The following is a 22971-nucleotide window of genomic DNA, read 5'->3' as shown; positions in this document are numbered from 1 at the left end:
ATTAAAAAAGAGTAAGATGAAACAAAGATATATTGGTCTCGCAATTTGTATCGTTTTTGTTTTCAATGCACTGCAGGCTGTAGCCCAGTTAGGGTATACAGATGAAATGACATTGGAAAACGATACACTGCACAAGAGAGTGGAGGTTGCATTCCGCACCATGGACAAACAGGACCTCCTGGGTGGTGTTTCGGTCATCGATGTGGAAGAGATGACAGAAAAAGCCTATACCACCTATAGCTTGAACTTCGTAGAAAACTTGATTGGTGGTGTGAACGGAAACATCTGGGGTATGAACGAATACCTGGTGGTCATCGACGGCATGGTTCGTGATGCCAACAACGTACTCCCTACCGAGATTCAGCAGATCACCGTATTGAAAGGACCGGCAGCGGTTGTACTCTATGGCAGCCGTGCTGCCAAGGGGGTGATTCAGATCGCCACCAAGCGAGGTAAGTTCGGTGATCCCACCATCCGTGTACGCGCCAATAGCGGGATGCATACCCCCAAGGCGTTTCCAAAGTATTTGGGTTCTGCTGAATATCTGACCCTGTACAACGAGGCACGTATCAATGACGGTCTGGAACCGAGCTCCAGTATTGAAGATATCTACCGATATGCTTCCGGAGAAAATCCCTACCGTTATCCGGACCTCGACATGTATTCTTCAGACTATCTTCGCAAAGCATACAACAGGTCGGAGGCAATCGCTGAGATCTCTGGTGGCAACCAACGGGTGAAGTATTATACCACTACCGGTTACTATCGTGAAAACGCATTGCTCAAAGTGGGTAACAGCAAGGACAACTATACCAGCCGCATGTTCGTACGCGGTAACCTTGATGTGAATGTAACAGATTTCCTGAAAGTTCAGGCTGATGCGAATGTCACTTTCTATGACTCCTACACCGCAAGGGGTGACTGGTGGTCGAATGCGGCCACCCTGCGTCCCAACCGTGTGGCACCGCTGATTCCGCTCAGCTACCTGGAAGAAAATGACATCCCTTCATGGAACACCATCAATACCAGTAACAACCTGATCGACGGACAATATTTCCTGGGGGGTACACAGTTGAATCCCACCAACCCGATTGCCGATTCCTATGCAGCCGGTGATGACAAGTTCGTGAGCCGTCAGTTCCAGTTCAATACCCGTTTCGACCTCAACCTGCGATCACTGCTCGAGGGATTGCACATGCGTGCGAAATATGGTATTGACTATGCATCGACCTACAACCAGGGATACTCAAATGAGTACGCTAGTTTTGCACCGGTCTGGACCAATTATGCCGGCAGCGACATGATTGCAAGTGTCACTCAGTATGGTACCGACAGGAAGTCCGGAAATGAGAACATCAGCAACTCAGCCTATCGCTACACCTACAACATGGCGGCTCAGTTTGACTATACCCGCACTATTGACAGTGACCACAACCTGTTCGCCATGGTGCTGGCCAATGCATGGCAGCGTCAGCAGAGCGGACAATACCACCGGTTGACCAACGTGAACCTGGGTTTGCAGGCATCCTACAACTTCCAGCAGAAATATTACGTTGACTTCAGTTCTGCGCTTCCCTACTCCGCCAAATTGCCGGAAGGAAACAGACTTGGATTTTCACCCACCATCACACTCGGATGGCGTCCGGTGAAGGAAGATTTCTTCGGGGACAGCGCCTTTGACGATTTGATGCTGACCGTTTCAGGCGGTATCGTCAGTCAGGACATGGACATCTCAACCGACGAGAACGAGATGGGATACTACCTCTACAAATCGATCCTTCAGCGCGGAGGATGGTACTCCTGGGCCGACCTTGGTGGTGAAGCTGCTACCGAGTTCCAGCGGGGTGAGAATCCCGACATGACCTTCGTCAAGCGGAAAGAGGTCAATCTGGGTCTTCGCGGTTCACTGTGGGATCAGTTGCTGACATTCGATGTCAATTACTTCGCAGGAAAAATGGATGGTGACCTTGCAAGGGTAAACTCCATTTATCCCATCTATTTCACCCAGGTAGGTTATCCTACCTCCTCCATCATCCCATATGTAAATTACAATGCTGATGATCGTTCAGGCTTTGATTTCAGTCTTTATCTGAACAAGAAAGTAAATGAGGTAGACCTGACATTTGGTGTCAATGGGATGTACACCTCTACCAAGGTTGCTAAACGCGATGAAAGCTACGAGTTTGATTATCAATCCAGGATTGGACAACCGCTGAATGCACTCTGGGGTCTGCAAAATATTGGCTTCTTCAACGATCAGGCCGATATCGACAGTTCACCTGCACCGCAGTTTGGCGAACCAGCACCGGGAGACATCAAATACAAAGACCAGAATGGTGACGGCATCATCGACACCAACGACGAGGTTTACCTGGGTCGCTGGGATACTCCATTCCGTCTGGGTCTCAACTTCACAGCCAAGTGGCGCAACTTTACCCTTTTCGCCATGGCCGATGGTTTCTATGGTGGACAGGGAATGAAAGACAACTCATATTACTGGGTGCGCAGCGACAACAAATACTCGGAGATCGTACGCAACCGCTGGACAGAGGAAACGAAGGGAACCGCAACCTATCCGCGACTCACCACCACCAGCGGAGCCAATAACTTCCGCAGTTCTGATTTCTGGATGTACGATGCTGATCGTCTGAACCTGTCGCAGGTACAGTTAACGTACGACATACCGGAAACAGCGTTACAGGGAAAATTTGTCAAAGGCATCAGCCTTTATGTGAGTGGTTACAACCTGCTGACCATCTCAAAGGAACGCAAACATTTTGAAATGAATGTTGGAAGTGCGCCACAGACCCGTTTTTACAACATCGGTGTAAGAGGCACATTTTAATCACATCATCAGATAAAAAATTCAATCATGAAGAATAGAAACAAAAAATCGATCATTGCACTGTTTGTTGCACTCCTCTTTGTCCAGACAGGATGTCAGGACATGTTCGAGCCTGCGATCGAAAATCATAAGGACAACAGTGCCTTGTACAATATGCCGGCATGGGCTACCGGATTGCTGGGCCACGCCTACATCAGCAACCCGGTGGGTTCCTGGTCTTTTAGTGATGTGGCTACCGACGATGCGGTTTCAAACAACCCCAACAACGGACATCTGCAGATGGCTACCGGTTCATGGAGAGCCAACAACAACCCTATGGACAGATGGCAGTACCTACGCGCCTCCTGGCAATACCTGAATCAGTTCCTTGACATTGCCGATGAGGTAAGCTGGGCCAATGACCCGCTGGTTGCAGACATGTTCAGAGATCGCATGAAAGGCGATGCATTTGGCATGCGAGCCCTTTACATGTACCATCTGTTGCTCAATCATGGAGGTTGGACGGACGACGGACAGTTACTGGGTATTCCCATCGTTACCGAACCGGAAGATCTCAGCTCAGAATTCAACCTTCCGCGCAACACCTTCCAGGAGTGCATAGAACATCTTTATGCCGATGTGGATTCAGCATTGATGCTACTGCCGGAAGATTACGGGGTTATTGAAGACGACAGCCAGGTACCGGCAAAATATCGCTCTCTGGGCGTTACAGCAGGTCAATATTCACGCGTGTTCGGCGACAATGCCAAAAACCGCATGAGCGCCCGTATCGCCAAGGCAGTACGTGCACAAGCCGCTTTGTTGGCTGCCAGCCCTGCCTACAGTGCCGGAACCGATGTAACATGGGAAGAGGCTGCAAACAGGATGGCAGTCGTACTGAACGGATTGGGAAGCAACCCGATTGCTGAGGTTGATCCAAATGGCAACAAATGGTATGAAAACAGCAGTGCAATCGAGAACCTCCCCGCAGGTGTGAATCCCAAAGAGATGTTATGGCGCGGAAACAAAGAGAGCAATGTCAACCTGGAACGGGACAACTATCCTCCGACATTGTTCGGCAGCGGTCGTGTGAACCCCACCCAGAACCTGGTGGATGCTTTCCCCATGGCGAATGGTCTTCCTATCACCGATCCCAACAGCGGCTATGACCCGAACAACCCCTATGCCAACAGGGATGCACGGCTTGCGCTCTACATTCTTTACAATGGTAGTAAGGCAGGTCCGCAGAACAGCACCATCACCACGGCAGCCGACGGTGGCGACAACAATGCTCTGAACAGAACCGAAACCTCAACCCGTACCGGTTATTACATGAAGAAGTTGTTGAATCAGCAGGTCAATGCGAACCCCAGTTCTGAGACACCTGCTTACCATTACAAGCCCTTTATCCGTTACACAGAGATATTCCTGGGATACGCAGAAGCAGCCAATGAGGCATGGGGTCCTACAGGCGAAGGAGCCAACGGATACTCGGCATACGACGTGGTCAAGGCGATCCGCCAGAGGGCCGGTATCGGGGTAAACACTACCGATACCTACCTGGAATCGGTCAAAGGCAACAAGGAGGCGATGCGTGAATTGATTCACAATGAGCGCCGCATCGAACTTTGCTTTGAAGGATTCCGTTTCTGGGACCTCCGTCGATGGAAAAAAGACATCACCGAACCGGCAAAGGGCATGAGCATTAGTGGAGGAGCATACACTGTTCTCCCACAGGTAGAAAGACGTGCATACGAAGATTATATGTATCACGGACCTATTCCTTACGGAGAAGTAATTAAGTTCAGCAACCTGGTTCAAAACAAGGGATGGTAAAAAGAATTGAACATTATAATATGACAAACATGAAAAAGATATTTATCATAACATTACTGACGGCACTAGTGACCGGTCTGTTTACCTCCTGTGAGAACGGGGATTGGGAGTTTCCCGATTACGAATATTCAGCCGTCTATTTTGCCTATCAGAGTCCCGTACGCACCATTGTACTTGGGGAGGATGTGTTTGACACAAGCCTCGACAACGAGTACAAGTGCCAGATCATGGCAACCATGGGTGGCATTTACAACAATGACAAGGATGTTGAAATCGGCATCCGGGTGGATAATTCAATTGTCAACGACCTGGTATTTGATGCCACACAAGAGGATATCATCGCGATGCCCTCCAACTACTATTCGCTCTCTTCCGATAAGATTATCATTGAGAAAGGTAGCATCCTGGGAGGTGTCACCGTTCAGTTAACTGATGCATTCTTCAACGACCCCAACTCGCTGGTGAACACCTATGTGATTCCCGTGGTGATGACAGGTGTGGTTAACGCTGACACCATTCTCTCCGGAAAACCAATGGTAGACAATCCGAGAAGGGGTGTGTCGGGCGATTGGGATGTACAACCCAAGGATTATGTACTCTATGCGGTGAAATACATCAACCCATATGATGCAAACTACCTGCGTAGAGGAGTAGATGTGATTTCCGGTGGTCAGAGCGGCACAAACAATCGTCGTGCACAATATGTGGAGCATGATGAAGTGATCGACGACATCACCACCCGTTCACTCAACACCATTGCATGGGAACATCAGACCAGAGACATGGAAAACATCCCCCGCAACAGTGTGATGCTCCTCACTTTCAATGACCAGGGCGATTGTACGGTCTCCTCTGACACAGACGGTGTAGCTGCCACAGGATCTGGCAAGTTTGTACCGAAAGGTGACAAAAACAGCTGGGGAGAACAAGACAGAGATGTGCTTTATCTCGATTACACTGTCAATTATGGCGACATCCAGGTGTCTACCAAAGATACACTGGTGGTTAGAGACAGAGGAGTGAAGGCGGAATGGTTTACACCCGCATTATTAGATTAAGTTGCATTCTTAGAATATTATGAATATGAAACATACAATCAATAAGATCGGAGTGATATTCCTGATATTGGCCTTGGCCAGTTCATGTGTGGACGATACCAAACTGCTCTTCGATGTGGAGAAGCCGGAATCGATCGCAGGGATGGAATACCTCAACGAATATGACGCCCTGAAAAGCTACGTGGACAGAAGCGCCAATCCAATCTTCAAGCTTGGAGCCGGTGTCACTGCCAGTGAATACAGCAATCAGGGAATGATGTACCGACTCATCAATTCCAACTTCGACCAGATCACCGCCGGAAACGCCATGAAATTTGGGTCCGTGGTGAAAGAGGATGGTTCGATGGATTTCTCGCAGGTCACCTCCTTTGTGGGAGCGGCAAAAGCTGCAGATATCTCCATATATGGCCATACACTTGTCTGGCATGCCCAGCAGAACAACAAGTATTTGAACAGTCTCATTGCCGATAAGGAAATCGAGATTGATCCGGATGCTACTGTTGAGGTGGTTGATGGCTTGAAGGATTATGCGGTAGATCCATTCACCGGTTGGGTGGGTGGACCCGTACAACCTGTAGTAGAAAATGGAGTACTGGTTGTAGCAAATCCAGTAAAACAAGCAAACTTCTGGGATGTCCAATACCATGTAGCAAGTGGCATCCCCACTATTGTGGGCACAAAACACAAGGTGACCATTCGTATCAAGGGTACTACTGCCGGTGAGATTACACTGGCATTGGGTACTTGGGGAAATACTCAAAACACAACAATCCCAATTACCGAAGAATGGGTAGAAGTGACCGCAGAATTAAATGGACTTGTAACCAATAGTTTTGTGATGCTTCAGTCGGGACATTATGTGGGAACCTACGAGATAGCATGGGTAAAAGTATCACACAGTGAAGCACAATCTATTTCCTGGTGGACTAACCTAGTCAGTAACAGCGATGTGGAAAATAACGATGTCTCCAGCTTCTTTGCCACCGAAGCAACGGTTGGACCAAAAGCTGCTACGATTGGTGCTGCCGGAACGGGTGCCGATGGCGTAGGACATGCCATCGTAGTTAAGTCGGGTGACAATCCGGCCAATCCTTGGGATACACAGTTTTTCGTGAAAGTTCCCAAAAACTTTGAAGAGGGGGAAAAGATTCGCTTCAGCATGAAATACAGAGCTGAGAAACCCGCCAATGCAGAGTCGCAGGCTCACAATGAACCCGGAGGGTACCTGCACTGGGCATTTGTTGGAAGCCCCAGTTTCACTACCGAATGGAAAGAACATGTCTTTACGGGTGCTATCAATGGTAGTCAGGTCGGGGCGAACACCATCGCTTTCAACCTGTCTGTGTTCGGGGAAGCCAACACCTATTATTTCGACGACATCGTCTGGGAAATTGAAGAGTCAGGGAATAAGATACCACAGACCCCGGAAGAAAAGGCTGATACCCTCACATGGGCCATGGACAGATGGATTGCCGGAATGATGGAAGCAACCGATGGGTATGTACTGGATTGGGACGTGGTGAACGAACCTCTCTCGGGTGCAGATGGCAACAGTGATGGAATGTACGACCTTCAATCGGCCAGCAACGTTCCGGAAGCGGATGCCCAAAACAACTTCTACTGGCAGGATTACCTGGGTGACAACTATGTTCGTACGGCAGTACAACTGGCCCGCACGCACGGTCCGGCAGACATGAAGCTCTTTATAAACGATTACAACCTGGAATCTGACTGGGACGATAACCAGAAGCTCAAGAGCTTGATCAAGTGGATCGAAAAGTGGGAGGAAGACGGTGTAACTGTCATTGATGGCATTGGTACTCAAATGCACGTTTCTTACCATGCCAACCCTGCAACTCAGGCCAGCAAGGAAGAACATATCGTTAAGATGTACGAGTTGATGGCCGCAACCGGCAAGCTGGTCCGGATCACGGAGCTGGATATGGGCTTTGTAGATGAAAACGGCACATCAGTGCTTACAAAGCAGATGACCGAAGCACAACACAAGGCGATGGGTGAATTTTATAAATTCATCATCCAGAAATATTTTGAAATCATACCTGCTAACCAGCGGTATGGTATTGCACACTGGTGCCCGACAGACAGCCCTGAAAGCTCCTCCTGGAGAGGTGGTGAGCCGGTAGGTCTCTGGACAGAAGGCGGTTTTTACCGGAAGCATACCTATGCTGCTTTTGCTGACGGTTTAGCAGGCAATTAACCAAACCTTTTCATTCCGAAAGAGGGCAAGGAAGTAAAATGCCTTGTCCTCTTTTTTTTTAAAATTCTAACATTCAGAGACAATGCGGTTCCTTTTCTTTCTATTCTACTTGTGTGGTCTGTTGCTCACTTCCTGTGCTGATAATCCTTTACCGGCAGCCGAAGACCAGGAGGAAACGGTCAAACCGAAGCCTCCAGTGACAGAGGAAGAAAATGAAGAAGAACAGGAATCAGTGTTGCCACAGTTACATGTTGTAGGAAGAACCCTCAGGAACGATGCGGGTGAAACAATCAACCTGCATGGCTTTGCACAGACCTACAGCCCCTTCTTTAACCAAAATGCATGGAACAACTATGACGTGACGGGATGTCTCCGTTACAACCAAATGCTGATCAACGGGATATTGTCTGCCGGGTGGAAGATGAACTTCGTCCGGATGCACATGGATCCCTACTGGAGCGACGACCCGAGCATGCCATCGGTTCGTTACGAAGGACATGAGCGTTTTTCAACCGCTCGTTTCAAGAAATACCTGGATGAGGTGTTCATCCCGATGGCGAAATTCGCCAACGACAAAGGGTTGTACGTGGTGTTTCGACCGCCCGGTGTCAGCCCAGAGAAAATAGCCGTGGGGGATGACTACAACCTGTTCCTTGAAGAAGTGTGGAGCATCGTATCATCACATCCAAAGATTAAAAACAATCACGGCATCATGTTCGAGCTGGCGAATGAGCCAATCAACATCCTTGGACCTGACGGCACCTATGCCAGCAGCGGACAGGGACATTTCGACCGGATGAAATTATTCTGTCAGCGTATCGTCGACAAGATCCGGGCAAATGCAGACAATATTATATGGGTGCCGGGGCTGGCCTACCAGTCCTCCTTCAGTGGCTTTGCCAATAACCCGGTGGAGGGTAACAACATCGGCTATGCCGTGCATGCCTATCCCGGCTGGTATGGCAGCGACACCGAAGAAGCAAGTCCGGAATTGGGCGGTACAATGGGAGGTGGTTATGAAAGCTTTCAGCAGGGATGGAATAGACAGGTAAAGCCAGTTGCAGACTTTGCACCTGTGATGGTAACCGAGATGGACTGGGCTCCCGCCAAATACGATGCCTCATGGGGAAAGAGCTTCACCGGAACGGTGGGTGGACCCGGATTTGGGGCCAACTTCAAATACATTGCCGATATGACCGGAAACGTGAGCTGGTTGCTTTTCACTGAATGCCACCGGCTAGCGGCGTTCAACAACAGCCCGGGCACACCGGGACAATACAGTTTCCTGAACGATCCGGAAGCTTGTCCATGGCCCATCTATCACTGGTTTACGGAATATGCGAATCAGAACTCAGCTTCTGCATCAGCTCTGGAGAAGCTGGAAATCGTGGGTGTGGATGATGAACTGCCAATTTTGACAGGGGGGGAGCGCTATCTGATCACCAGGGCAATTTTTGCCGATGGTTCGATTCGTCATGTCACTGCAGAGACGCGTTTTCAGGTATCCGATGAATCGATCCTCCGGATCGAAGAGAATGGTATCATGTATGCGCTGAGAGACGGAGCAGCTGTGGTTACCGCTACCTACACATCTCCCGGCGGTGATACCCGGGAAGCTGTCGTCAATGTCCTTGCCACCACCTTCCCGCTCACCACCGAGATGTTCAATCCTTCAATCTTTGAGGAGGGATCGTTCGATGAAGAAACAAAGACATTGATCACCGGACAGTGGGGATTTGGCGGATGGTGGTACAACAAGGGAGTAGATCTCTCCAGCTATCAATACCTTATTGCAGAGCTGGGAAACGATAACGAATCGGGGGTCTCCTTCCGCCTCTTCGATGAAAACAATTATTGGTCGCAACCGGCACGCTACGATTTTGGAAATGAAAGTCGTGTAGTGGTTGACCTGCACAACATGTACAAGCAGGTTGGCGATCAACAGGTGAAATTGGATCCCTCCCACATCTACATCATCGGATTCTGGTCTTCAGGAAACAAACCGATTGTCATCAAAAATGTATATCTCACAGATAAAACATCCTAACAAATTCAAGATATGAAACGTTTTTTTGCAACATCTATTTTGCTACTCTGCCTATTCTCACTCTCTACCAGCACAGCGTCAGAAGGTGACATAAGAAAGGCAACCAATCCAATCATCTGGGCCGATGTACCCGACGTGGCCATGATAAGGGTGGGTGACACCTACTACATGAGTAGCACCACCATGCACATGAGCCCCGGATTGCCAATCATGAAATCGAAGGATCTGGTGAACTGGAAACTGGTCAGCTACGCCTATGACACCCTTGCCGACAACGAAAAGCTCCGCCTGGAAAACGGGAACAACGCCTATGGTGCAGGCTCATGGGCCAGCAGTATTCGTTTCCACAAGGGGCTTTACTATGTCTCCACCTTTTCTGCGACATCGGGTAAAACACATGTTTTCACCACCGACAACATCGAAAAAGGAGAGTGGAAAGAAAAAAGTTTTAAACCGGTACTGCATGACCACACTCTCTTTTTTGATGAAGATGGCAAGGTATACATGATCTACGGCGCGGGAGACATACGTATTGCAGAACTCACCCCGGAGCTGTCAGGACTCAAGGAGGGTGGCATGCACCAGGTGATCATACCCAATGCCAGCAAGGTAGCCTCAGAAAAAGTAGGACTTCCGGCTGAAGGATCACAGATGGTCAGGCACAATGGATTCTACTACCTCTTTAACATCACCTGGCCACCCAACGACATGCGGACGGTAATTGTGCACAGGGCAAAAAACATCGAAGGTCCCTACGAAGGCAAGCTTCTGCTCAGGGACAGAGGTATCGCGCAGGGGAGCATCATCGATACTCCGGAAGGAGAATGGTTTGCCTATATGTTCCGCGATTACGGAGCAGTGGGCCGAATTCCCTATCTGATGCCAATGACATGGGAAAATGATTGGCCGGTTCTGGGGATAGAGGGTGCTGTACCCGACACGCTTGATATTCCGGCATCGGAAAATCTGGGGGTGTGGGGCATCGTGGCCTCTGATGAGTTCAACCGAATGCCTGATGATGATCCGCTGCCCCTCTATTGGCAATGGAACCACAATCCCGACAACCGTTTCTGGTCGCTCACCGATTCTCCGGGTTATCTCAGGCTCACCAGCGGTAGAATTGACAACTCTCCCCTACAGGCACGGAACACGCTGACACAACGCACCTTCGGGCCGGAGAGTGCAGCTTCCACCTTCGTGGAGATCACCCATATGAAAAACGGTGATTATGCGGGCATGATCGCCCTGCAAAGAAGATATGCCTTTGTGGGTGTAAAAAAGGAAAATGAACGTTATACGGTGGTGATGATCAATGGTGAAGGAGAAGAGCCGGTGGAGGTGGCATCCATATCGTTGAACCAAAACGGCGTACATCTGAAGATTGAATGTGATTTCAAAGATCGTACGGACAAAGCAAGATGCTTCTATAGCTTTGATGGTGTGAGCTGGGAACCCATCGGCAACACCCTGCAGATGGCCTATACCCTCCCCCATTTCATGGGTTACCGCTTTGGGCTGACATACTATGCCACCAAAGAAACAGGGGGATATTCTGAATTCGACTACTACCGAATTGAAGATCGTATCTCAGAATAGTAGTCGACTTCTAAAAAAACGATCCCGGTAGTTGTATCTGTCATCTGACAATCATATGATATGAAAAATAAACTGTTATTGTTATTCTATTTGTTAAGTTGTATGCAACTGACCAATTGCACATCTGCCACCTTGGTGCCAAGAGACAAAGGGGCGTTTGAAACCGGTGATTACCGCAATCTCCTAGCCGAGATGGGTTACAAACAGAAAGAGATCGATGCAAGGTTAGAGGAGATATTCTCAAACCTGTTCGAAGGTCCGCAGAAGATCTACTTCGAAACCGGTGACTCTATGGCATACATCTCAGACATCAAGAACAACGATGTCCGTTCAGAAGGGATGTCATATGGCATGATGATTGCCGTACAGATGGATAAAAAGGAGATGTTCGACCGTCTCTGGCGATGGTCCAGACACTACATGCAGCATCAGGAAGGTGCGCTAAAAGGATACTTCCGCTGGAGTTGCGGTATTGACGGAACACCCAACTCACAAGGGCCCGCTTCCGACGGGGAATTGTACTTTATCACATCTCTCATCTTTGCATCCAACCGCTGGGGCAATGAGAGCGGTATCGATTACCTCTCAGAAGCACAGTTCATCCTCAACAGCTCCATGGACAAAACAGGCGAAGAGGGTGTCACACCACTGATCCATCCTGAACAACAACTGATCACCTTTGTACCTACCGGTTTCGGTGCCGGATTCACTGACCCCTCCTATCACCTTCCTGCCTTTTACGAAGTGTGGGCACGCTGGGCGGAAGATGGTAGAGCCGATTACTGGAGGGAATGTGCAAATAAAAGTCGTGATTACCTGAAGAAGGTTATTCATCCTGAAACAGGACTGAACCCTGACTACAGCCATTATGACGGCTCACTGCTCTACAGCCGGCACATCATCGGTGACGCCTTTCGTTTCGACTCCTGGCGTGTACCGATGAACATTGCCCTCGATTACAGCTGGGCATGCGTGGATCAGGAGTGGCAACAGCAATATGGCCACAACATCCAGAACTTTCTCTATGCGCAGGGCTTGGATCAGTTTGTGGATCAATACAATGTAGACGGTACAACGGTAACAGAGATACTCGGAGCAGGCGGCTATGAGAAGTTGCGCCATTCACTGGGACTGGTAGCCTCGGCGGCTGCAGTATCTCTGGTATGCTCGCATGAGAAGAGCCGTGAATTTGTAGATCATTTCTGGAATAGCAGACATGAACCCTATGAGGATGGTTATTTCGATGCCTATTACGATGGACTCTTACAGCTCTTTGCTTACATGCACCTGAGCGGCAATTACCGGATCATATGCCCACACAATGAAAAATAAGTAATTAGAGCTTATGAAACGAAGAAGAATTTTATGCATCCTGATTGCAGCTATTGGCTGCATTAGCTTTACCCTTACCGGGGCAGATAAGTTCATCACCACACAACAGCAGAGCAATAACCTGGTGCTTTTTGATGGCGACAGAAGAGCTGATATCCTTCTATTCCCGGATGCAGACAAGGGAGTAGAGCGAGCTGTTAATGACCTGCAAAAAGATTTTAGACAGGTAACCGGTCATCGGCCCGAAGTGATGTTAAACTTCTCTCCCACCAGGATGCCACTGATCATTATCGGCACCCTTGGTACCCAATCAGCTGTGGATGCCCTTGTAGCACAAAATAAATTTGACGCATCGAAACTTCAGGGGAAGCGTGAGATGTTTGTGATAGAATCGATAACCAATCCCTTTGAGGGTGTTGCGGAAGCCATTGTGATTGCCGGTAGCGACAAGAGAGGAACCATCTACGGGATCTATGAGTTCTCAGAACAAATGGGTGTCTCACCATGGTATTACTGGGCAGATGTGCCGACTGAGAGAAAAGAGAAGCTCTTCTTTCAAAAAGGAAGTTACAGTGACGGGGAACCAGCAGTGACTTACCGCGGCATCTTCCTCAATGACGAAGCACCGGCATTGAGCGGCTGGGCCAACGCCACCTTTGGCGGTTTCAACAGCAGTTTCTATGAAAAGGTGTTTGAGTTGATACTGCGACTGAGAGGCAACTATCTCTGGCCGGCAATGTGGGGCAGTGCCTTTTACGATGATGACCCTCAAAACGGTGTTTTGGCAAACGAGATGGGAATCATCATGGGCACCTCACACCATGAACCGATGGCGATGGCACAGACCGACTGGCACCGGTATGTGGAACGAAACAACCTTTCAAACATCTGGGATTACAACAAAAATGCCAAAGCACTCCAACAATCCTGGCAATATGGCATGGAACGTAGCCGCGACTGGGAAAAGGTTGTAACCGTCGGCATGCGCGGTGACGGTGACGAAGCGATGGAGGAGGGGGTGAACATCGCCCTTTTGGAAAAGATCGTCGCGGATCAGCGCAAGATCATCAGTAAGGTGACCGGCAAAAAGGCAACAGAAACACCCCAGGTTTGGGCATTGTACAAAGAGGTACAGGATTACTATGACCACGGGATGCGGGTGCCGGATGATGTGACACTTCTCCTATGTGACGACAACTGGGGAAACATACGCAAACTGCCCAACATAGAGACTAAACCCAGAAAAGGGGGCTATGGTATCTATTACCACTTCGACTATGTAGGTGCTCCCCGCAATTCAAAATGGATCAACATCAACCCCATTCAGCGGGTATGGGAACAAATGAACCTTGCCTATACACATGGAGTAGACAGACTATGGATCGTTAACGTGGGAGACCTCAAACCGATGGAGTACCCCATCAGCTTCTTTCTCGATATGGCCTGGGATCCCGAACAATTTAATCCGTACAACCTTGTGGAACATACCACAGAGTGGGCTGCACAACAATTTGGCTCAACATACGCAGAAGAGATTGCCCGTATCCTCACCCTCTATGCGAAATTTAACCGAAGGATCACCCCTGAAATGCTGAATGAAAAGACATACAGCCTGGAACATTACGGTGAGTTTGAAAGAGTGGTGAACGACTACCGCTCCCTTGCACTGGATGCTTTCCGTATCCATGCACAACTGCCGGCAAAGCATAGGGATGCTTACTACCAGCTGGTGCTATATCCGGTAAATGCCAGCAGCAATCTATACGAGATGTACTACGCCGTGGCAATGAACCGGCAACTGGCGAATAAAAAAGATCTGCGGGCAAACCTCTATGCCGACAAGGTGAAAGAGTGTTTTACGCGCGACTCGCTGCTGCAGGTGGAATACAACACGGTCATCGCCAATGGCAAATGGTCGCATATGATGGACCAGCCCCGTATCGGTTATACCTCCTGGCAGCAACCCCCACGCAACATCATGCCACGGGTCACCTACCTCTCACCAGAAGAGACCGCTGCTGAAAAGATCTTCGTTGAACAAAACGGATATGTTTCCATTGAGGCAGAAAATTTTGCCCGTCGCCAAGAGGCCGGTAACATCCTTTGGTCGGTGATTCCCCACTTCGGTAAAACTCTTTCGGGTGTCACCACATTGCCGCACAATAGTTATCCCTCTCCGGAGGAGGAGATTTACCTGGAGTATGACATCCTCTTTGAATCAACAGGAGAATTTGAAGTGCAACTGTTGTTGGCCCCCACACTCAACTTCAACGACAACAAAGGATTGCGGTATGTGATATCTTTCGACGAAGAAACGCCACAGCAAGTCAACTTCAACGGTCATTATCGCGGAGAACTGGGTAGGTGGCAGGCAGAGCATATCATCCGGTCGGGTACCCGACATACCATCACTGAACCGGGCATCCACACCCTTCGCTACCGCGTATTGGATCCGGGAATCGTATTGCAAAAGATCGTAATCGATACAGGTGGGTTGAACCCAAGCTACCTGGGACCCCCGGAAAGCAGGCGCAAGAGTACTGCGAATTTGAAGAAATAAGATCGGAGATCAGAACAGATAATACTGTAACACTTAATAACTGAACATTGATGAAAAATTTACGATTCACTGCAAAAAAAGAGAAACTGACAATGCTCTGCATGGCATTTTTTCTCTTAGCTTCATTCCTGGTGAAGGGGCAACAGAACCCTACCCCACCCTATAGCCCTAAAGAAAAATTCGTCCACCAGGGAGCCGGTAATCCCTATTTGCCACTCTGGGAACACTTGCCTGATGGGGAACCCCGCGTATTTGAAGATCCTGACAATCCGGGAAAATACCGCGCTTACATCATCGGCTCGCATGACCTGCGCGTTACCAGCTACTGTGGTCCTGATATCAGGATGTGGTCGGCTCCCGTGGAGGATCTCTCCAGTTGGAGAGATGAAGGTCCCATCTTTACTTATCAGATAGATGGTCAGTGGGATGTGATGTATGCCCCCGACCTGGTAGAGGTCAGGAAAAAGGATGGCACGAAAGAGTATTATCTCTATCCGCACAGCCGTGGTCCCCGCAGAGAGGCGATGGTAGCCAAAAGTAGCCGCCCCGACGGGCCTTTTACCCCGATCAACCTGACCGAAGATGGCAGAAGTACCATTCCCGGAAGCATCCTGGGTTTCGACCCGGCTGTCTATATTGAATATGTTACCGATCCTGCCGATCCCGATTATGAGATAGGCTTCAGGGCATACGGTTACTGGGGATTCCAGCGATCGCTGGCTGCACAGTTGGATCAGAAGACCATGTACTCCCTCAGACCGGGAACCGAGGTAATCAGCTACTTCCTTCCTGCCAGTGCCCGTTACGGCATGATCCGCGATCCGGAGGGCACTCATTACCCACAGATTTATCCGGATCAGGATTTAAAAACATTCAACTTCTTTGAAGCATCCTCCATACGCAAAGTGGGGAACAAGTATGTTACGGTTTTCAGTGGTTATTCAGGTCCCGAGTATGGAGTAAGCAGCTCCAACTCCACACTGCGTTATGCCGTGGGCGACTCACCACTGGGTCCCTGGAGAAGTGGAGGAGTACTCGTAGACTCCAGGGCTCCGGTACTGAATCGCGATGGATCGGCCATCGAGACCTCCTATGCCGGACACAACACACATGGCAGTATCGAACTGATCAACGACCAATGGTACGTCTTTTACCACAGACCGCCGCGCAGCTTCGGTTTTGCACGCCAGCCGATGGTAGCTCCCGTCAAGGTGGAATGGGATGAAAAGCCGGTGTCGGAAGGTGGAATGGTGACCATCAGTGCATATGATCCATACGCTGACGACTTGAAATGGAGTGCCAAAGACAGTAATGGAAATGAATACAAGGGTGCCGAGGTAACCTCTGAAGGATTTCATATCTATGGACTTGATCCCTATCAATACTATTCCGCCGGTTATGCTTCCTACCTGTCTGATATCAGTATCCAGCAGGATGCGTGGGATATCTGGAACAACCACATGCCCATCGGTAATGTGAAGAATGGTCACGTGATCGGATACAAATACTTCGGTTTTGGCGGACTGAAAAAAGACACCAAAGGGCTGAAAGCATTCAAGGGAACCAAAAAAAGAAACAAAACCGCATTCAACCTGTTCCTGACACCCAGAACATCGAAATCTTTCAAGGTGAATGTATGGCTCGACGGTCCCTGGGAGAATGAAACCTGGAGTGGCACGAAGATCGGTGAGATTGTTGTTCCGGCCAACTCTGCACAGGAAATGACACAGTTTACCATCGATGTAGCCAAGTACGTGGATCACCTTGACAAGAAACATGCGATCTTTCTGGTAGCTGAAGGTGAGAATTCAACGGAACTCTTCGATTTGATCGGACTCGGATTCAGCTCAAAAAAGAAGAAAATCGCTCCTCCGGTAGTTCCAACAGTAACCATTGCCGTCAACGGAAATGAAATAGAAATTCCTGAACATCCTGTCAGATCGACCAATAAAAACGGTATTGTGGGATATAACCTCTATGAAACCACCTGTATGCTTCCCGCAGGTTCAACAACGCCTACTGTCTCGGCCTCAGCTGATAACAAGAAGGTGAAGGTGAACGTGATTCAGGCCGACTCACCAACAGGTGTTGCGAAGGTTGAGTTTGACTTCAATGGTGTGGTCAAAACATACCAGATCCGGTTTGAGACACAAAAGGAAGAGATGCATGTCTACCTCTGTCTTGGTCAATCAAACATGGAAGGACATGTACGGTTCAAACCGGAGGATACCATTGGTATCGATGATCGTTTCAGGGTGTTGCAGACAGTTGATTGTCCTGATATGGGTCGGGTAAAAGGAGAGTGGTATAAAGCCAACCCTCCTTTGGTACGTTGCCATACAGGTTTGGGACCGGTTGATTTTTTCGGACGCAAGATGACGGCTGAATTGCCCTCCCACATCAAGGTGGGAGTCGTCAACGTAGCTGTAGGTGGATGCAAGATAGAACTGTTTGACAAGGAGAACTACCAGGAGTATGTAGCCACCTCTCCGGGTTGGCTGAAGAACATGGTCACGGAGTATGACGGTAATCCATACCAGCGCCTTGTGGACATGGCTCTTGTTGCCCGCCAAAACGGTGGTGTAATTAAAGGAATCCTGCTTCATCAGGGAGAATCAAACACTGGTGAGAAGGATTGGCCGCTAAAGGTAAAAAAAGTGTATGACAGCCTGCTCAAAGATGTGGGTCTGGCACCCAACTCCGTTCCACTGCTGGCTGGTGAAGTGGTACATGCCGACCAGGGGGGCATCTGTGCATCGATGAATGAGATCATACAGACGCTTCCTGAGGTAATTCCCAACAGCTATGTCATCTCTTCAGCCGGTTGTAAAGACGGACCGGACAATCTTCACTTCTCGGCCGAAGGTTATAAGATGCTGGGAGAACGTTATGCCGAACGAATGCTCTCTATCCTGAATAAGTGAACCCAAGATAAATTATGCAACACCTCTGATCTGAAATGACACACTTTAAAACTGTTTTACTGATTTACTGCTGGTTGATGCTCCTGTCGCTCACCGCCTCACCCCAGTCTCAGATAGTTGATGCCGGGAAAGGAGTGATGATCGAGAGCGACGGGGGTATTCTTCGTCTCAACCCCCTAAACGAGCGAACCATTCGTGTCACTTTCAAAAAAACAGAAGCGCGCTTCTACCCGGAGGAATTGATTTACAGCGAACAGGTGACACCACCCCTCTACAGGGTTACTGAAGATGAAACGTCGGTAAGGATCGAGTTGGAGAGGATCATTGCCATTTTCAACCGGGAAAATAGAACGCTCTGTTTTACCGATCATCAAGGAAAAATCCTGCTAAGCGAAAAAGTAGGGGGACGCGTCATGGTGGCGGACAGCCTGGATAACCTCGCTGTATATAAGGTGATGCAGCGGTTTCACTCTCCTCCTGACGAATATCTGTTCGGCACAGGACAATTCCAGGACGGTCAACTGAACATCAGGGGATTGTCGCGCCGACTCACACAGGTGAACAGTCAGATAGCCATTCCCTTCGTCCTCTCCAGCAAGGGGTATGGGCTACTCTGGAACAACTACGGGCTCACCGACCTCAACCCGGTTGAAGAGGTGCTGTTACTTCAGCGCAATGATGAACGGGGAGAGCGCATTACGGTGGAAGCCACCGGCACCAGTGGCAACAGAACGGAGACCAGGCAGATGAACCGTTTCACCGGCTCGCTTACGATTCCCGCAACAGGCAGCTATGCACTGATGCTCGATGTGGGGCAGACTATGGCGCGCAAGCATCACCTGGTGATCGACGGCGATACACTGGTCAATGTCAACAACATCTGGCTACCCCCAACTACCTCTCTCATCGCGCATCTGTCAGCAGGCACCCATCAGGTCATCGTAGAGGGAGAAGAAAAGGACCGACCCCAGCTTTACTGGAGAGCCGTCACCGATGAAACCATCCTCTCCTCCCCGGTGGCAGAGGCACTCGACTACACCATCTTTGCCGGGAATGGTGACGAGGTGATTGCCAGCTACCGTCAGTTGACCGGAGCTGCGCCCATGCTACCGCGCTGGGCATTCGGATATATCCATTGCCGGGAACGTTACCACACACAAGATGAGCTGCTCGAGAACGCCCGTACCTTCAGAGAAAGAGGGCTCCCTGTCGATGTGATCGTGCAGGACTGGCAATACTGGGGTAAGTATGGCTGGAATGCCATGCGTTTTGATGAGGATCGTTATCCTGACCCGGCAGAAATGGTACGTCAGCTTCATGCAATGAACATGCGTATGATGATCTCTGTATGGTCGAAAATTGACAAACAGTCGGAGGTAGGTAAAGAAATGAACGCTAAGGGATATTATATCCCCGGAAGCGACTGGATTGACTTCTTCAATCCTGATGCGGCTGCCGCCTACTGGGAGCAGTTCTCCGCGAAAATGCTCCCCTACGGCATCGATGCCTGGTGGCTGGATGCCACCGAGCCGGAGAATGATGATCTTCAACACCGAAAAATAATGAACGGCACCCTGCCTGGAGAACTCCTTCGCAACGTATACCCGCTCTATGTGAACAGGACGGTATACGAAGGACTGCGAAAGGATGATCCGGGACGGCGTGCTTTCATCCTCACACGCAGCGCCTTTGCCGGTATGCAGCGGTATGGCACTGCTACCTGGTCGGGTGATGTCGGTCACGACTGGGAGACACTTCGTCGCCAGATCACCGCCGGGCTTGGTCAAATGAGCACGGGCTTACCCTGGTGGACATACGACGCCGGCGGCTTCTTTCGACCTTCAGACCAGTACACCAACCCCGACTATCACGAGCTCTTCATCCGCTGGTTTCAGACCGCTGCCTTCTTTCCGCTATTGAGGGTCCATGGCTACATGAGCAATACCGAGCCCTGGCGATATGGTGAAGCGGTTGAACAAGTGGTGTCGCAGACCCTCGATCTACGATACCGACTGCTCCCCTATATCTATTCGGAAGCATCTCGAGTCAGCATGAGCGGCTCCACCCTGATGCGTCCGTTAGTGATGGACTTTGCCGACGATCCTACAGCGCTGGAACAAAAAGATCAATTCATGTTCGGCCCATCCCTCCTGGTGGCACCCGTAACCGAACCGGGGGTAAAGCAGTGGTCGCTCTATCTTCCCAAACAGGAGAAGGGGTGGATCGATTTCCGGAGTGGGGTAAAATTTGAGGGAGGCCAGATACTGAATGTTCCTGTCGATCTCACCGCCATCCCCCTCTTTGTCAGAGCCGGCTCAATCATTCCGATGGGCCCTGCCAAACAATTCACATCACAGTCATCGGACGAACCGGTAGAGATACGTATTTATCCGGGTGCAGATGCATCCTTCACCCTTTATGAAGATGAAGGCGACAATTATCAATATGAAAAGGGCTTCTTCAGTTCCATTGAGATGAAATGGAATGAGGCGGCTGCAACCTTAACCATCGGAGCACGTAAGGGTACTTTCCCCGGTTTGGAGCAGATCCGCACTTTTCATCTGGTGGTGGTAAAGCCTCATGCAGACAAGAACGAAACTGTTTCAGTAACCTATAACGGAAAGAGAAAAAAGATCACATTACTTGATAAAAAAGAGAGATAATGCAACGAATTTTATATCTGGCACTCTTGCTCAGCATCACCTCCTCCTGTCTATCCGGCCAGCGACCGCTCACATCTCCAAACGGAAAAATAAGGGTAGAGGCAAGCAATACAGTTGGTCAACCTACCCTGACCATCACCTACAGAAATGCCGGCAACAACTACACACTTTTCGACAATCTGCTCACCGGACTCAAAACAGACAGACAGAACCTGACAGACAGCATGAAGCTTGTAACTGTTACATCACCGTTGGAGATCGTGGAGGAGTATACCATGATCACGGGCAAGAAAAGAAATTGCAGCAACCACGGATTTGAACGCACTTACAGTTACGAAAATCCGACGGGAGAGAAGTTGGATCTTATTGTTCGCACCTACGATGACGGGGTGGCTTTCCGCTATCGGTTTAACAGCGTAGATGAGGGAGAAAATATCACGGAGGAGGCCACCACCTATCCGATTGCTGAGGGCATCAAACGGTGGAACCAGCCGTTGAAGATCGACTACGAAGGCTTCTACACCCACACCCAAAGCGGGATATCCGATAGGGATCCACGCTCAGGCCAGATCAACACCCGCTGGTCCTATCCGCTGTTGCTGGAGCCGGCAGACTCCCTTTTTGTATTGATTACCGAAGCCAACATCCAACGTAATCGCTGCGGATCACATCTGGATAACGCTGCCGACAGCAGTGCCTACCGCCTGCAATTGGCCGACAAGATACTACCCGTAAAAGGCAATTGGGAGTCGCCCTGGAGGGTCCTGATTATCGGGACACTGGCTGATGTTGTGGAATCAACACTGGTAACTGATGTTTCCGAACCTTCGAAAGTTGCCGATACCAGCTGGATCACCCCGGGTCCCGCCGCCTGGATTTACTGGGCACACAACAACGGCTCAAACGATTTTCAAAAGGTTAAAGAGTATATTGATCTGGCTGCAGAGATGCAATGGCCCTACAATCTGATTGACTGGAAATGGAATGAGATGGGTAACGGTGGGACAGTCAACGAGGCAGTCCAATATGCAGCAGAGAAAGAGATTAAGACGTTGTTGTGGTACAACTCTTCCACCAGCTGGAACGGAGAAGGAGCACCGGGTCCCCTGTTTGTGCTGAACGAAAAAGAAAGCAGGCTCAACGAGTATCGTAAACTGAACGAAATGGGTGTTTCCGGTATCAAGGTTGATTTCTTCAATGGAGATGGGCATGCAGAAATGAATTACTACCTGGACCTGCTGGAAGATGCTATAGATCCTCAACTGCTCATCAACTTCCATGGTGCAACATTGCCCCGTGGATGGCAGCGTACTTATCCCCACATGATGACCGTGGAAGCAGTTTATGGTGCAGAGTGGTACAACAACCGGCCAATACTGACAGAGAGAGCAGCGAGGCACAACGCGACACTCTCCTTTACCAGAAATGTGGTCGGACCGATGGATTACACTCCCGGCACCTTCAGTGATTCACAACACCCCCATATCACTTCCCACGGCCATGAGCTGGCACTGACCGTTTTATTCGAGTCGGCACTACAACACATGCCCGATCGTCCCGAATCCTATCGTTCTCTTCCCGAACCAGTCAGGGAGTTTCTCTCAGGGCTACCCACGGCATGGGATGAGACAAAACTGCTGAACGGTTACCCGGGGGAATCGGTGGTACTGGCCCGACGTAAAGGGGATAGCTGGTATGTGGCTGGCATCAACGGCACCGATGAGCCTCTTATGCTGACACTCCCACATCTCTCACTCGACGGAACACACGACACGATCACCCTTTTCGGGGATGGAGTTGATCAGAGAAGTTTTGCAGTTGAAGAAGCATCACCACTCTCAGATTTCCCTGAAACGATTGAGGTGGATTGCCTTCCCCGCGGTGGCTTTATAGCAATTATCAATTAAATAGAA

General features: G+C 49.7%; 11 protein-coding genes and 1 pseudogene. All 12 read left to right on the top strand.

The window, feature by feature from the left end:
- Positions 1–16: 16 nt before the first annotated feature.
- Positions 17–2845 carry a SusC/RagA family TonB-linked outer membrane protein gene (locus JS578_10520; GenBank protein ID QRX63293.1) on the top strand — a complete coding sequence of 943 codons (2829 nt, stop codon included), beginning with the start codon at positions 17–19 and terminating at the stop codon, positions 2843–2845.
- A 27-nt stretch (positions 2846–2872) separates the two neighbouring features.
- Positions 2873–4660, top strand: a complete 1788-nt coding sequence (locus JS578_10515) for a RagB/SusD family nutrient uptake outer membrane protein (protein ID QRX63292.1) — start codon at positions 2873–2875, stop codon at positions 4658–4660.
- 29 nt (positions 4661–4689) lie between these two features.
- On the top strand, positions 4690–5718 hold the full coding sequence (locus JS578_10510; protein ID QRX63291.1) for a DUF1735 domain-containing protein: 1029 nt from the start codon (positions 4690–4692) through the stop codon (positions 5716–5718).
- Positions 5719–5737: 19 nt separating this feature from the next.
- A complete protein-coding gene (locus tag JS578_10505; protein ID QRX63290.1) occupies positions 5738–7936 on the top strand; it encodes an endo-1,4-beta-xylanase in 2199 nt (732 codons plus the stop codon).
- 82 nt (positions 7937–8018) lie between these two features.
- A complete protein-coding gene (locus JS578_10500; protein ID QRX63289.1) occupies positions 8019–9983 on the top strand; it encodes a cellulase family glycosylhydrolase in 1965 nt (654 codons plus the stop codon).
- Positions 9984–9995: 12 nt separating this feature from the next.
- On the top strand, positions 9996–11579 hold the full coding sequence (locus tag JS578_10495; GenBank protein QRX63288.1) for a glycoside hydrolase 43 family protein: 1584 nt from the start codon (positions 9996–9998) through the stop codon (positions 11577–11579).
- A 60-nt stretch (positions 11580–11639) separates the two neighbouring features.
- Positions 11640–12911, top strand: coding sequence for a glycoside hydrolase (locus tag JS578_10490; GenBank protein QRX63287.1), 1272 nt, complete (start codon positions 11640–11642; stop codon positions 12909–12911).
- A gap of 13 nt (positions 12912–12924) precedes the next feature.
- Positions 12925–15471 (top strand): glycosyl hydrolase 115 family protein, encoded by a 2547-nt coding sequence (locus JS578_10485; protein ID QRX63286.1) that lies wholly within the window; start codon positions 12925–12927, stop codon positions 15469–15471.
- A gap of 131 nt (positions 15472–15602) precedes the next feature.
- Positions 15603–17615: pseudogene (locus JS578_10480) on the top strand (hypothetical protein).
- 18 nt (positions 17616–17633) lie between these two features.
- The gene (locus JS578_10475; GenBank protein QRX64991.1) at positions 17634–18395 is read left to right on the top strand and encodes a sialate O-acetylesterase; all 762 of its coding nucleotides are present in this window, start codon (positions 17634–17636) and stop codon (positions 18393–18395) included.
- A 35-nt stretch (positions 18396–18430) separates the two neighbouring features.
- Positions 18431–21058: a DUF5110 domain-containing protein gene (locus JS578_10470; GenBank protein ID QRX63285.1), complete on the top strand. Its 2628-nt coding sequence runs from the start codon at positions 18431–18433 to the stop codon at positions 21056–21058.
- Entirely contained in the window at positions 21058–22965 is a 1908-nt protein-coding gene (locus JS578_10465; protein QRX63284.1) for a glycoside hydrolase family 97 catalytic domain-containing protein, read from the top strand. The genes JS578_10470 and JS578_10465 overlap by 1 nt, the downstream gene beginning before the upstream one ends.
- Positions 22966–22971: the final 6 nt, after the last annotated feature.

It is taken from the genome of Dysgonomonadaceae bacterium zrk40 (assembly GCA_016916535.1).
Lineage (GTDB): Bacteria > Bacteroidota > Bacteroidia > Bacteroidales > Dysgonomonadaceae > Proteiniphilum.
The sequence above is the reverse complement of the archived record's forward strand: the minus strand, read 5'-3'. Positions and strand labels throughout refer to the sequence as shown.